At 47.7% G+C, this 12820-nt stretch carries 10 protein-coding genes, 3 tRNA genes and 1 pseudogene; 10 read left to right on the top strand and 4 right to left on the bottom strand.

The window, feature by feature from the left end; genetic code table 11:
- Positions 1-2: 2 nt before the first annotated feature.
- Positions 3-788, top strand: coding sequence for a TerB family tellurite resistance protein (locus tag H6A28_RS03500; protein ID WP_204478866.1), 786 nt, complete (start codon positions 3-5; stop codon positions 786-788).
- A gap of 77 nt (positions 789-865) precedes the next feature.
- Here the strand turns inward: H6A28_RS03500 and H6A28_RS03495 are convergent, their stop codons facing one another.
- Positions 866-1378 (bottom strand): DUF6078 family protein, encoded by a 513-nt coding sequence (locus H6A28_RS03495; RefSeq protein WP_239465240.1) that lies wholly within the window; start codon positions 1376-1378, stop codon positions 866-868.
- Between the two features lie 139 nt (positions 1379-1517).
- Positions 1518-2707 (bottom strand): annotated as a pseudogene (locus H6A28_RS03490) (dicarboxylate/amino acid:cation symporter).
- Positions 2708-2823: 116 nt separating this feature from the next.
- On the opposite strand from H6A28_RS03490, the gene H6A28_RS03485 reads away from it, so the two are divergent.
- Positions 2824-4377 (top strand): carbon-nitrogen hydrolase family protein, encoded by a 1554-nt coding sequence (locus H6A28_RS03485; protein ID WP_204475845.1) that lies wholly within the window; start codon positions 2824-2826, stop codon positions 4375-4377.
- Positions 4378-4423: 46 nt separating this feature from the next.
- On the opposite strand, the gene rfbC is transcribed toward H6A28_RS03485, so the two are convergent.
- Entirely contained in the window at positions 4424-4999 is a 576-nt protein-coding gene (rfbC, locus tag H6A28_RS03480; protein WP_204475846.1) for a dTDP-4-dehydrorhamnose 3,5-epimerase, read from the bottom strand.
- A 20-nt stretch (positions 5000-5019) separates the two neighbouring features.
- Positions 5020-5913: a glucose-1-phosphate thymidylyltransferase RfbA gene (gene rfbA / locus H6A28_RS03475; RefSeq protein ID WP_204475847.1), complete on the bottom strand. Its 894-nt coding sequence runs from the start codon at positions 5911-5913 to the stop codon at positions 5020-5022.
- A 208-nt stretch (positions 5914-6121) separates the two neighbouring features.
- Here rfbA and H6A28_RS03470 point away from each other — a divergent pair.
- The 8 genes from H6A28_RS03470 (at position 6122) to fucP (ending at position 12815) form a co-directional block, all read left to right on the top strand.
- Positions 6122-6193 (top strand) — tRNA-Cys (locus tag H6A28_RS03470).
- A gap of 29 nt (positions 6194-6222) precedes the next feature.
- Positions 6223-6297: transfer RNA gene (locus tag H6A28_RS03465), tRNA-Cys, on the top strand.
- A gap of 11 nt (positions 6298-6308) precedes the next feature.
- Positions 6309-6381, top strand: a tRNA-Lys gene (locus H6A28_RS03460).
- A 152-nt stretch (positions 6382-6533) separates the two neighbouring features.
- Positions 6534-7520, top strand: coding sequence for a GntR family transcriptional regulator (locus H6A28_RS03455; RefSeq protein ID WP_204478865.1), 987 nt, complete (start codon positions 6534-6536; stop codon positions 7518-7520).
- A 118-nt stretch (positions 7521-7638) separates the two neighbouring features.
- Positions 7639-9411 (top strand): L-fucose isomerase, encoded by a 1773-nt coding sequence (gene fucI, locus H6A28_RS03450; protein ID WP_204478863.1) that lies wholly within the window; start codon positions 7639-7641, stop codon positions 9409-9411.
- A 75-nt stretch (positions 9412-9486) separates the two neighbouring features.
- Positions 9487-10125 carry a class II aldolase/adducin family protein gene (locus tag H6A28_RS03445; protein ID WP_204475850.1) on the top strand — a complete coding sequence of 213 codons (639 nt, stop codon included), beginning with the start codon at positions 9487-9489 and terminating at the stop codon, positions 10123-10125.
- The gene (locus H6A28_RS03440; protein WP_204478861.1) at positions 10122-11465 is read left to right on the top strand and encodes a rhamnulokinase; all 1344 of its coding nucleotides are present in this window, start codon (positions 10122-10124) and stop codon (positions 11463-11465) included. The genes H6A28_RS03445 and H6A28_RS03440 overlap by 4 nt, the downstream gene beginning before the upstream one ends.
- A 36-nt stretch (positions 11466-11501) precedes the next feature.
- Positions 11502-12815: an L-fucose:H+ symporter permease gene (fucP, locus tag H6A28_RS03435; RefSeq protein WP_204475852.1), complete on the top strand. Its 1314-nt coding sequence runs from the start codon at positions 11502-11504 to the stop codon at positions 12813-12815.
- The last annotated feature ends 5 nt before the right edge of the window (positions 12816-12820 follow it).

Raw genomic sequence — 12820 nt, 5'->3', positions numbered from 1 at the left:
TTATGGGATACGGAAAATGGATTGGGGGTATCATGGGATTCATGGCCATGGGTCCCTTGGGAGCTTTGGCAGGATTTGCCATCGGCTCCTTGTTTGACAAGAGTGTGACTGCACAGAATGAAATGAGGGAAACTGCTGGAACTTATACGCAGGAAGATGTCTATGCCGGTCAGCGCAACAGCTTTTTGTTTTCCATGCTGGTCATGGCTTCGTATATCATCCGTGCAGACGGTCGTATCATGCACAGTGAAATGGAATTCGTCCGTCAGTTCCTGCGGGTTAATTTTGGTGTCAATGCAGTGGACGAGGGCGAACGTATTTTGCTGAACCTGTTTGAACAGCGCAAGCAGATGGAACGGAATGACCCTTCTGCGTTTCGTCGTACCATCCGGGAATGTGGAGCACAGATTGCGGCCAACCTGACTTATGAACAGCGTCTGCAGTTGCTCGATTTCTTGGTGAAGATTGCCCAGAGTGACGGCGATGTGTGTCAGGCCGAAGTAGATGCATTGAAAGAAGTGGCTCAGTCCATGCAGCTTTCCATACAGGAAGTGGATTCCATGCTGAACCTGAAAGGCGATTCACTGGAAGATGCCTACAAGGTGCTGGAAATCGAACCCACGGCTACGGACGAGGAAGTACGCAAGGCGTATCGCAGTTTGGTACTGAAACACCATCCCGACCGCGTAGCCACATTGGGAGAAGACATCCGCAAGGCTGCCGAAGAGAAACTCCAGCGCATCAACGATGCCAAGGAGCGGATTTTCAAGGCACGTGGCATGAAATAAATACAAGAACGGCCTGTCTCGTTTTTTACGCTGGCAGGCCTTTTTTGTGTCTTTTTATGAAGCTGATAAATAGATTATTATGCTTTGTGAGTACTGCCTAAGAAGTACCGCAGTACTTCCTTGGCAGTACTGCAGTACTTTTGGGAAAGTACTGGCAAGTCGTACCAGTTGAATCCGGTTTCTTGCTGGTCGAATTCCAGGTTGTCTGTCACTCCCGCCTGTTTCAGGGCCTTGCGGATGATTTCCTGTTCTTGGAGATTCAGTTTTCTTTCCCCTCTTCTTCTTTCAAAATAAGGATTTCGCCCGAAGTAGGCAACCAGGATATTCATGAATTTTTGATATTGGTCGGGATACATCCGCTTTTTCATTTGAGTGAAACCGCGCATATAGGTCACCGGAGTGGCATCGCGGTAGTACGGGCAGGAAGTATCTTTGGTGCATCGAGCAGGATTGGCCAGGTGCAGAAATGCCTCCCGTTCCAGCAGTGCCGGATAGGCCAGCTGGCGCAGGCAATTGGAAGCGCAGGGGCAGTCAGTATGCAAGCAGATGGAAAAACTGGCCGGAGCCTCTTTGTAAGGATTCTTTTTCATAAGTGTGTGTTAGCTTAAGCTGATAGCAAACTTATGCAAAATAATTCTGAAAAGGGACAAGTTCGGCCACTTTTTTTGATGCTTTGACAAAAATATTCTGCGGCTTGCGCCGTGTTGCCTATGAGAAAATGGAGTACAATCAGTTGTGGGGAGAGGTCGGTATATCTGCCTTCGACGAACCAAACCACTTGTCGATAAGAAGAGCCAAGGCTCCGTCGCCCGTTACGTTGCAGGCTGTGCCGAAACTGTCCATGGCGATGTAGAGGGCAATCATCAGAGCCTGTGCATTCTCATCAAATCCTAACATGGACGACAGGATTCCCAATGAGGCCATGATGGCACCTCCCGGTACGCCGGGAGCGGCTACCATGGTGATGCCTAACATAAAGATAAATCCGGCAAACATCTGGAAGTCGTAAGGAATACCTTGCATCATCATCAGGGCCAAGGCACAAGCCACAATCTTCATGGTACTTCCCGAAAGGTGGATGGTGGCACACAACGGAATGACAAAGCCGGCAATTCCTTCGTGTACGCCATTCAGTATCGTCTGTTTCAGGGTCACAGGAATGGTGGCCGCCGATGACTGGGTACCCAGTGCGGTGAAATAGGCCGGCATCATCCTCGCTAACAGGCGGAACGGATTCTTGCGTACAAACAGTCCGGCCACGCAATATTGGAAAATCAGCAGGAAGATGTGCAGCAGGAAAATGATGCCGATAATCTTGATGAATACGCCTAATACGTGGAATACCTGTCCGGAATGGGTCATGTTAAAGAAAATTCCGAAGATATAAATCGGCAACAGGGGCAGGATTACGGCTTGTATGGTTTTGACGATAATTTCCTTGAAATCGTTGCAGGCATTTTTCAGGTAGGTCGTATCCAGGTGGGCCAGTCCGAGTCCGAGGGTGAAAGCCATCACCAAGGCCGTCATGACATTGAGCGGTTCGGGTATGGCTACGGTGAAGAACGGGGTGGTTCCTTGTGCCTCACTGATTTCCGACAAAGGTATGTTCCGGGTGATGAGACTGGGGAAAAAGGTTTCTCCTACGCCGAACGGAGAAATCCGGAAAACAGGGTGGCTCCGTAGGCTAAGAGCACGGTGGCCACCAGCATTTTCCCGGCACCTTTTCCAATATCAGCAATGGCCGGAGTGACCAGTCCCACAATAATCAGAGGAATGATGAAGTTCAGAAACTGGCTGAAAAGCGCGTTGAAGGTCACGAAGATACGTACCGGAAGAGCCGGTGAGACGATACCTGCACCAATACCTAAAGCAATGGCTATGATGATTTGCGGTAAAAGTCCTAGTTTAATTTTTTTCATGAGGCTTGGTTTTTGTTACAAAGATAGTATAATAATCCTGAACAAGCGATACACTCTACCTGAGGAAATGATTACTTTTGTGCCCGAGAAAAATAACGGACAAAATTAGTTAAATTATGGAACCGACTCAAAAGAAGATTAACAAGGTAGAGCTTCGAAATTTGCAGATTGAAGACTATGCACAGCTGGCCCAGTCGTTTACTCGCGTTTATGCAGACAAAGATGTGTTCTGGACACATGCACAAATAGAAAAATTGATTCGTATTTTCCCGGAAGGGCAGATTGTCACCGTGGTGGATGACAAGATTGTGGGATGCGCACTTTCCATCATCGTGGATTATGATTTGGTCAAGGGAGACCACACGTATGCGAAGGTGACAGGAGATGAGACTTTCAGCACACACAACCCGAAAGGCAATATTCTTTATGGTATTGAGGTGTTTATCCATCCGGAATACCGGGGTCTGCGTCTGGCCCGCCGAATGTATGAATACCGCAAGGAATTATGTGAAAAGCTGAACCTGAAAGCCATCATGTTCGGTGGACGTATTCCGAACTATTATAAATATGCCGACCAGATGCGTCCGAAGGAATACATCGAGAAGGTCCGTTCGCGTGAAATCTATGACCCGGTGCTGACTTTCCAGCTTTCGAATGATTTCCACGTACGCCGGGTAATGCGTAACTATTTGCCGAACGATGAGGAATCCAAGCATTGCGCTACCTTGCTTCAGTGGGATAACATCTATTATCAGCCGCCTACAGATTCTTATATCGACAAGAAGACCACAGTCAGAGTGGGGTTGGTACAGTGGCAGATGCGTTCCTATCAGACACTGGACGATGTGTTTGAACAGGTAGAGTTCTTCATCGATGCGGTGGCCGGATACAAGAGCGACTTCGTATTGTTCCCGGAATATTTCAATGCCCCGTTGATGGCCAAATTCAATAATATGGGAGAGGCCCAGTCTATCCGTGCTTTGGCTCAATATACGGAAGATATCAGAGACCGTTTCATTAACCTGGCTATCAAGCACAACATCAATATCATCACAGGTAGTATGCCTTATGTGAAGGAAGATGGCGGACTCTACAATGTGGGATTCCTTTGCCGTCGTGACGGAACTTACGAAATGTATGAGAAGATTCACGTAACTCCTGATGAAGTGAAGAGCTGGGGATTGAGCGGCGGTAAGAAAGTACAGACATTTGATACTGACTGTGCCAAAATCGGTGTGCTGATTTGCTACGATGTGGAATTCCCGGAACTTTCCCGATTGATGGCCGATCAGGGCATGCAGATTCTGTTTGTGCCGTTCCTGACCGATACACAGAACGGTTATTCACGTGTGCGGGTCTGTGCACAGGCACGTGCCATTGAAAATGAATGTTTCGTGGTAATTGCCGGTAGTGTGGGCAACCTGCCTCGTGTACACAACATGGATATCCAGTATGCACAGTCAGGCGTCTTTACGCCGTGCGACTTTGCTTTCCCGACCGATGGAAAACGTGCGGAAGCTACTCCGAATACCGAAATGATTCTGGTTTCCGATGTCGATTTGGATTTGCTGAATGAACTTCATACCTACGGTAGTGTGCGTAACCTGCGTGACCGCCGGAATGATTTGTATGAATTGCGCATGAAGAAAAGTGCTCAGGAAAATAATTGATAAAAAAATCCCCGGATGGCTTGGGCTTTCCGGGGATTTTTGTGTCTTATTCTTTGTAAAGGTCTTCGTGATAGTTGAACAATCCGTCGGCTTCGGCGAGCAACGGATGGTGCTTGTCTTTCTCCGAGAGAATGACTTTGTCGGCGGGTATCTTCCAGTCAATTTTCAAAGCCGGGTCATTCCAGGCAATGGCTCCTTCACTTTGGGGGGCATAGAAATTGTCGCACTTGTATTGGAAGATGACTTCGTCGCTCAGTACGCTAAATCCGTGGGCAAAGCCGCGGGGAATGAAAAACTGCCGGTGATTGTCCTCTGTCAATTCTACCGCCACATGTTGTCCGAAAGTGGGAGAACCTTTGCGTATGTCTACTGCTACATCCAGTACAGAACCCTTGATGACGCGTACCAGCTTGCTTTGTGCAAACGGCGGTTTCTGAAAATGCAGTCCGCGTAATACCCCGTAACTGGATTTACTCTCGTTGTCTTGTACGAAATGGATGGTGCGTACTTGCTTGTCGAAATCTCTTTGTGAAAAAGATTCAAAAAAATATCCTCTCTCATCTTTAAACAGACGGGGTTCGATGATGACTACCCCGTCGATTGCCGTATGTATTATTTCCATGTGTGAATGATTAATATCATTTATCGGTTGTTCCTTTGCAGTTCGTCAATAACTTTCAGCAAGTATTGCCCGTATTGGTTCTTCAGCATGGGCTGAGCTAGTTCACGCATCTTTTCGGGAGTAATCCATCCCTGGCGCAGGGCGATGCCTTCCAGGCAGGCCACTTTCAGTCCCTGACGTTTTTCAATGACTTCGATATAGGTGGAAGCTTCTGCCAGCGAGTCGTGCGTGCCGGTATCCAGCCAGGCGAATCCTCTTCCAAGGGTTTGTACCTTCAGTTGGCCGTCGGACAGGAAACGTTGGTTGACCGAAGTGATTTCCAGCTCCCCACGGGCGGAAGGTTTGATTTGTTTGGCCACTTCCACCACCTTGTTCGGATAGAAATAGAGGCCTGTCACCGCATAGTTGGATTTGGGGTGCTGAGGCTTTTCCTCAATGGAGAGGCAATTGCCCTCCTTGTCGAACTCCGCCACTCCATAGCGTTCCGGGTCACTGACCCAATAGCCGAAGACGGTGGCTTTTCCGTCTTGTTCGGCCGTACGAACAGCCTCTTTCAGCATGACCGTGAAACTGTTTCCATGGAAAATATTATCGCCCAAGACCAGGCAGACCGCCTCTTTTCCGATAAATTCTTCTCCAATCAGAAATGCCTGTGCGAGTCCGTCGGGTGAAGGCTGTTCGGCATATTCAAAGTGTACTCCGAAATCGCTTCCATCGCCCAGCAACCGGCGAAAGCTTGGAAGGTCGTAGGGGGTAGAGATAATCAGAATGTCGCGGATTCCCGCCAGCATCAGGACCGATATCGGATAATAAATCATGGGTTTGTCGAAAATAGGAAGGAGTTGTTTGGAAACTCCTTTGGTGATAGGATAGAGTCGGGTGCCCGATCCTCCTGCAAGAACAATACCTTTCATGGTTGCATGTTTTATAGTTAATTGTCTGCAAAGAAAAAAGTTTTTTGTGAGAACACAAAGTTTCTGCCTATTATCATTAAGGTGAAAGAGAGGGTCGGGGTGCTTTTTGTAAAGAAAAATACAAATTCCTTTCTTCAGGTATTGTAAGTTTGAAAAATAGTTGTACCTTTGCAACGCATTTGAGAAAAACAAGTGCAGCGAACATTTTGGTTCCTTGGATGAGTGGCTTAGTCAGCGGTCTGCAAAACCGTGCACGGCGGTTCGAATCCGCCAGGAACCTCGCAAATTAGCCAAAAAGAGAGCATATTCGGTTCCTTGGATGAGTGGCTTAGTCAGCGGTCTGCAAAACCGTGCACGGCGGTTCGAATCCGCCAGGAACCTCCAAACAACAAGATGCACTCTTAGCTCAGTTGGTAGAGCAACTGACTCTTAATCAGTGGGTCCAGGGTTCGAATCCCTGAGGGTGTACGAAGGATGGTTTCAAGAAATTTTCTTGAAACCATTTTTTTGTGCTTTGTAATTTTCCTTAATCTGTTTTTTAACATAAGGTATTCTTTTGTGGTTTCGTATAAAATCTTTTCCTTTGTATCAGCATGGTTCAGCACAGATAATGCATTGATATGGAAAAGAATGTGAAATTCGGACAGCAGTCTACGAAGGTAAAACAACTATCAGATATGATTGAGCAAGATATTCTGATAGGGAAATATCGTACGGATACCAGTCTGCCCTCTATCAATGCGTTGAGCAGAACTTATCATGTATCGCGTGACACCGTTTTCAAGGCCTTTGCGGCTTTGCGTGAGCGGCGGTTGATTGATTCCACTCCGGGTAAAGGGTATTATGTCATTAACCGGCAAGAGAAAATCTTTCTGCTATTGGATGAGTATTCTCCTTTTAAGAATACCTTATATAATAGTTTTATCAAGAAACTTTCTGTTTCCTACAAGGTAGATCTCTGGTTTCATCAGTATAATGAACATATATTCAATACCATTTTGCAGGAAGCCATTGGCAGATACAACTATTATGTCGTCATGAATTTTGACAACGAGACATTTTCTCCCTTGTTTGACAAAATCCCGTCTTCGCGGCTTCTGTTGCTCGATTTTGGCAAGTTCGAGAAAGGAAACCGTTCTTACATCTGCCAGGATTTTGATGAGGCATTTTATAAGGCTTTGTCTGAATTGACGGAACGCTTGAAGCGTTATCGCAAGATGGTATTTCAGTTGCCTCAGGAGTCTAAGCATCCTCAGACTTCCGTGTGGAGTTTTGAAGCCTATTGCCGTGACAACCATATGGTGGCAGAGGTAGTGAGCTACGAAGAGATTCAGCAGATAGAAAAAGGTGTGGTGTATATCGTCATCCGGCAGACAGATGTGGTAAACGTCATCAAGCGGAGCAGGAAGGAAGGGTTGAAATGTGGCACCGATTTTGGATTGATTGCCTATAACGACACGCCCGCCTATGAGGTAATCGATGACGGAATTACGGCGCTTAGTATTGACTGGGAAGAAATGGGGCGGAAGGCTGCCCGTTTTATTTTGACAGGTGAGCCGGTGCAGGAGTTTCTTCCTACGGAAGTGCATCTTCGGCACTCTGTTTAAATTAAAATGGAGAAGGAACAGAGTGTCTTTTTTGTACGGCTGTTTCAGCACAGTTCAGTATGGATAATTGAAAGAGACAGATATAAATAGAAGTTTAACTTTGTAAAGAATCTAAACAATGAAAAAGTACCCCAAAATTGGGATTCGTCCCACAATTGACGGACGTCAGGGTGGCGTTCGTGAAAGCCTTGAAGAAAAAACAATGAATCTGGCGAAAGCTGTAGCCGAACTGATATCTTCCAATTTGAAAAACGGTGATGGAAGTCCGGTGGAATGCGTGATTGCCGATTCTACCATCGGCCGTGTGGCTGAGAGTGCAGCTTGTGCCGAGAAGTTTGAACGAGAAGGCGTAGGTGCTACCATTACAGTGACTTCCTGCTGGTGTTATGGGGCTGAAACGATGGATATGAATCCTTACTATCCGAAGGCTGTGTGGGGCTTCAACGGTACGGAAAGACCGGGAGCAGTATACTTGGCTGCGGTGTTGGCCGGGCATGCACAGAAAGGACTGCCGGCATTCGGTATTTACGGGCATGACGTACAGGATTTGGATGACAATACCATTCCGGCCGATGTGGCGGAAAAGATTTTGCGCTTTGCCCGTGCGGCTCAGGCAGTAGCAACCATGAGAGGCAAATCTTATCTTTCTATGGGTAGTGTGTCCATGGGTATTGCCGGTTCAATTGTCAATCCGGATTTCTTCCAGGAATACTTGGGCATGCGTTGTGAGTCGGTCGATTTGACCGAGATTATCCGTCGTATGACCGAAGGAATTTACGATAAGGAAGAATATGCCAAGGCGATGGCATGGACCGAGAAATATTGTAAGAAGAATGAAGGGAAAGACTTTAATGTGGAAGCCAAGGTCAAGACACGTGCAGAGAAGGATGCCGACTGGGAATTTATCGTGAAGATGACCCTCATTATGCGTGATTTGATGACCGGTAATCCGAAGTTGAGAGAAATGGGATTCAAGGAAGAGGCATTGGGACACAATGCCATTGCAGCTGGTTTCCAGGGACAGCGTCAGTGGACCGATTTCTATCCGAACGGGGATTTCTCGGAAGCTTTGTTGAATACCTCCTTTGACTGGAACGGTATCCGTGAGGCCTACGTAGTAGCGACTGAAAATGATGCCTGCAACGGAGTAGCCATGCTTTTCGGCCATTTGTTGACTAATCGTGCACAGATTTTCTCTGACGTGCGTACTTATTGGAGCCCGGAAGCCGTGAAACGGGTTACAGGCAAGGAACTGACCGGATTGGCAAAGAATGGTATCATCCATTTGATTAATTCCGGAGCGACCACCTTGGATGGTACAGGACAGCAGACCGATGCCGATGGCCATCCGGCGATGAAACCGTCCTGGGAAATCACGGAAGGCGAAGTGGAGAGATGCTTGGAAGCTACTACCTGGTATCCGGCCAACAGAGATTATTTCCGTGGAGGTGGTTTCTCTTCCAACTTCTTGTCAAAGGGAGGTATGCCTGTTACCATGAGCCGGTTGAACCTGGTAAAAGGACTGGGTCCGGTGCTTCAGATCGCTGAAGGATGGACGGTGGAAATCGATCCGGAAATCCACAAACTGCTGGATGAACGTACTGACCGTACATGGCCGACCACTTGGTTTGTACCTCGCTTGTGCGACAAACCGGCCTTCAAGGATGTTTATTCAGTCATGAATAACTGGGGCGCCAATCATGGAGCCATCAGCTACGGACACATTGGTCAGGATTTGATTACGCTGGCTTCTATCTTGCGTATTCCGGTCTGCATGCATAATGTGGAAGACGACAAGATTTTCCGTCCGGCAGCATGGAATGCGTTCGGTATGGATAAGGAAGGAGCCGATTACCGGGCTTGCCAGAATTACGGTCCTATTTATAAATAACTCATATTAATAACCTTGCCGGAACGGATGGGAGAGCCCGTTGGTTCCGGCTTTATTTCCATTCTTGAGAAAATTATGATTACAAACGAACATATTGAAGAGTTTTTGAAACAGGCGCATCGGGTAGGTGATGCCGGATTGACGGTGTGCAGCAGTGGTAACCTTTCATGGCGTGTAGGCGAAGAAGTGCTGGTGTCTGGCACTGGCTCGTGGGTTCCGTCCTTGACAAAGGATAGAGTGGCTGTGTGCCGTTTGGATACAGGAGAGGTAATGAATGGCGTGAAACCTTCCATGGAAAGTGTGTTCCATTTGGGAGTGTTGAGAGAACGTCCGGAGGTAAATGTGGTACTTCATTTCCAGTCTCCCTATGCCACGGTGGTGTCGTGTATGGAAAATACCCCCAAAGATTTTAATGTGACAGCAGAAGTGCCTTGCCATGTGGGAGCAGAGATTCCGGTCATCCCGTATTTCCGTCCGGGTTCCAAGGAACTGGCTGAGGCGGTGATTGCAGCCATGAAGTCGCATAATTCGGTGTTGTTGCAGAAACATGGACAAGTGGTCTGCGGAAAAGACTTTGATCAGGCTTTTGAGAGAGCGATGTTCTTTGAAATGGCATGTCGTATCATCGTGCTTTCCGGGGGAAAGTACAAGACGTTGACACCGGAAGAGATTGATGACCTTGATACCTATATTTTAGGAAAGAAGACCAAATGAAAGAAGCATATTTAGCGATTGATTTCGGAGGAGGTAGCGGCAGAGTAATCGCCGGCTACCTTTCCGGTGAGGAACTCCAGCTGGATACGGTGCATCGTTTTCCCAATCGTCAGGTGCGGATGGGAGGTCATATTTACTGGGATTTCCTTTCCTTGTTTGAGGAGATGAAGACGGGCATCCGCAGGGCGGTGGAGAAAGGATATGTCCTGAAGAGTATCGGTATAGATACCTGGGGAGTGGATTTCGGATTGATAGACCGGCAGGGAAATCTGTTAGGGAATCCGGTCTGCTACCGTGACAATCGTACAGACGGTATGCCCGAGGAGTTCTTTGCGAAGGTGGATGTGGCGGCACATTATGCGGAATCGGGTACGCAGGTAATGGCTATCAATACCTTATTCCAGTTGTATGCCCTGCAGAAGGAAGATAATGTTCAGCTGAAGGTGGCCGATAAGTTGTTGTTTATGCCCGACTTGTTCAGCTATTATCTCACCGGGGTGGCCAACAATGAATATAGCATCGCCTCTACCTCGGAACTGCTGGACGCCAAGGCACGTACGTGGAATTTCAGACTGATTCGTGAACTGGGGCTTCCGGAGCATCTTTTCGGTGAAGTGGTTATGCCAGGCACGTCACGGGGCTTTCTGAAACAGGAAATCAAGGAACAGATAGGAATAGATTATGAGGTGGAGGTAATAGCGGTGGCTTCACACGACACGGCTAGTGCAGCCAGTGTGGTTCCTTCGTCTGTGGATGGAAAGAAAGTGGCATTCCTGAGTTCGGGTACCTGGTCTTTGCTGGGAGTCATGAACAACGAACCGATTCTGACGGAAGCAGCCCGCTTGGCAGGATTCACCAATGAGGGTGGAAGAGACGGACAGATTTGTTTCTTGCAGAATATCACCGGGCTGTGGATACTTCAGAAGCTGATGCAGGAGTGGAAGGATGAAGGGAAAGATGTGGCCTATTCTACCTTGTTGCCGGCTGCGGAAAGTGCGGAAACGGAGGCGTTGATTGATGTGGATGCAGCAACTTTCCAGTGCCCGGTGAGTATGGTAGATGCCATTACTACTTATTGTGTGGCTCAGGGTCAGACGCCCCCTGTCACCCAGGGAGAATTTGTGAAATGTGTGCTTCGTTCGCTGGCTTTGCGCTATAAGGTGGGGGTGGAAGCCTTGAACAAGCTTTTGCCGGAGCCGGTCACAAAACTGTATGTCATAGGTGGAGGAAGTCAGAACAAATACCTGAACCGGTTGACGGAAGAGGCCATCGGCATACCTGTAGAAGAAGGGCCGGTGGAAGCTACTGCCATCGGCAATATCATGCAACAAATCAAGTGACCAAGACACTTGCTGACCTTATTAAAATCTGATACCATGAGTAATACATCGAATAACCAATCTATATTAAAGAAAGATGGGGTAAATTTCCTGATTCCCTTCATTCTAATTACTTTTTGTTTTGCCTTGTGGGGCTTTGCCAATGACATAACCAATCCCATGGTCAAGGCTTTTTCCAAGATATTCAGGATGAGTGTGACTGATGGCACCTTGGTGCAAGTCGCTTTCTACGGCGGATATTTTGCCATGGCTTTCCCGGCGGCGATGTTTATCCGCAAGTATTCCTACAAGGCGGGAGTCATGCTGGGGCTGGGGCTGTATGCCTTGGGGGCCTTGTCTTTTTTCCCGGCCAAACTGACCGGTAACTATTATCCTTTTTTGCTGGCCTATTTCATCATGACGTGCGGACTGTCTTTCTTGGAAACCAGTTGTAATCCTTATATTCTGTCGATGGGAACGGAAGAAACCGCTACCCGTCGCTTGAATCTGGCACAGGCCTTCAATCCCATAGGCTCTTTGATGGGAATGTTTGTGGCCATGAACTTTATCCAGAACCAGCTTCATCCGCTGGACACTGCCGAACGGGCCCAGCTGAGTCAGGCCGAATTTGAAGCGATCCGTGATTCAGACCTGACCATCCTCATCACTCCTTATTTGTCCATTGGAATCGTGATTCTGATTATGCTGCTTGTCATTCGCCTGACCCGTATGCCCAAGAATGCCGACCAGTCTCATGGCATTGATTTTGTGCCTACCTTGAAGCGTCTGTACGCCGTCAAACGTTACCGCTATGGAGTGGTAGCCCAGTTCTTCTATGTAGGAGCGCAGATTATGTGCTGGACTTTCATTATTCAGTATGGTACGCATCTGTTCATGTCGCAAGGCATGGAAGAACAGGCGGCTGAGGTTTTGTCACAGAAATACAACATTGTCGCCATGGTGATTTTCTGTATCAGTCGTTTTGCCTGTACCTTGATGCTGAAATATGTCAATCCGGGCAAATTGCTGAAGGTGCTTGCCATCGGAGCTTCCTTGTGTATTTTAGGAGTGATTTTCTTGCAGAATATCTATGGCATGTATTGCCTGGTGGGAGTTTCTGCCTGCATGTCACTGATGTTTCCCACTATCTACGGCATTGCCTTGAAAGGCATGGGCGATGATGCAAAGTTCGGGGCCGCCGGATTGATTATGGCCATTTTGGGAGGATCGGTGTTGCCTCCTTTGCAAGCTTCTTTGATAGACTGTAAGACTTTGTTAGGAATGCCGGCGGTGAATGTGTCGTTTGTACTTCCGTTGATTTGTTTTCTGGTCATTGTGGTATACGGACACCGGATGCGTCGGGAAAAATAAGAAAC

The organism is Bacteroides mediterraneensis (assembly GCF_016900355.1).
Taxonomy (GTDB): Bacteria; Bacteroidota; Bacteroidia; order Bacteroidales; family Bacteroidaceae; genus Phocaeicola.
Note: the sequence above shows the minus strand (reverse complement) of the source record. Positions and strands in the feature narration are given on the sequence as shown.

What these genes read in the sequence shown, in the direction of transcription:
- H6A28_RS03495 (WP_239465240.1), bottom strand. Translation starts at nt 1,378, where the DNA reads ATGAAAAAGAATCCTTACAAAGAGGCTCCGGCCAGTTTTTCCATCTGC.
- fucP (WP_204475852.1), top strand. Translation starts at nt 11,502, where the DNA reads ATGAGTAATACATCGAATAACCAATCTATATTAAAGAAAGATGGGGTA.
- H6A28_RS03440 (WP_204478861.1), top strand. Translation starts at nt 10,122, where the DNA reads ATGAAAGAAGCATATTTAGCGATTGATTTCGGAGGAGGTAGCGGCAGA.
- H6A28_RS03445 (WP_204475850.1), top strand. Translation starts at nt 9,487, where the DNA reads ATGATTACAAACGAACATATTGAAGAGTTTTTGAAACAGGCGCATCGG.
- H6A28_RS03485 (WP_204475845.1), top strand. Translation starts at nt 2,824, where the DNA reads ATGGAACCGACTCAAAAGAAGATTAACAAGGTAGAGCTTCGAAATTTG.
- rfbA (WP_204475847.1), bottom strand. Translation starts at nt 5,913, where the DNA reads ATGAAAGGTATTGTTCTTGCAGGAGGATCGGGCACCCGACTCTATCCT.
- rfbC (WP_204475846.1), bottom strand. Translation starts at nt 4,999, where the DNA reads ATGGAAATAATACATACGGCAATCGACGGGGTAGTCATCATCGAACCC.
- H6A28_RS03455 (WP_204478865.1), top strand. Translation starts at nt 6,534, where the DNA reads ATGGAAAAGAATGTGAAATTCGGACAGCAGTCTACGAAGGTAAAACAA.
- H6A28_RS03500 (WP_204478866.1), top strand. Translation starts at nt 3, where the DNA reads ATGGGATACGGAAAATGGATTGGGGGTATCATGGGATTCATGGCCATG.
- fucI (WP_204478863.1), top strand. Translation starts at nt 7,639, where the DNA reads ATGAAAAAGTACCCCAAAATTGGGATTCGTCCCACAATTGACGGACGT.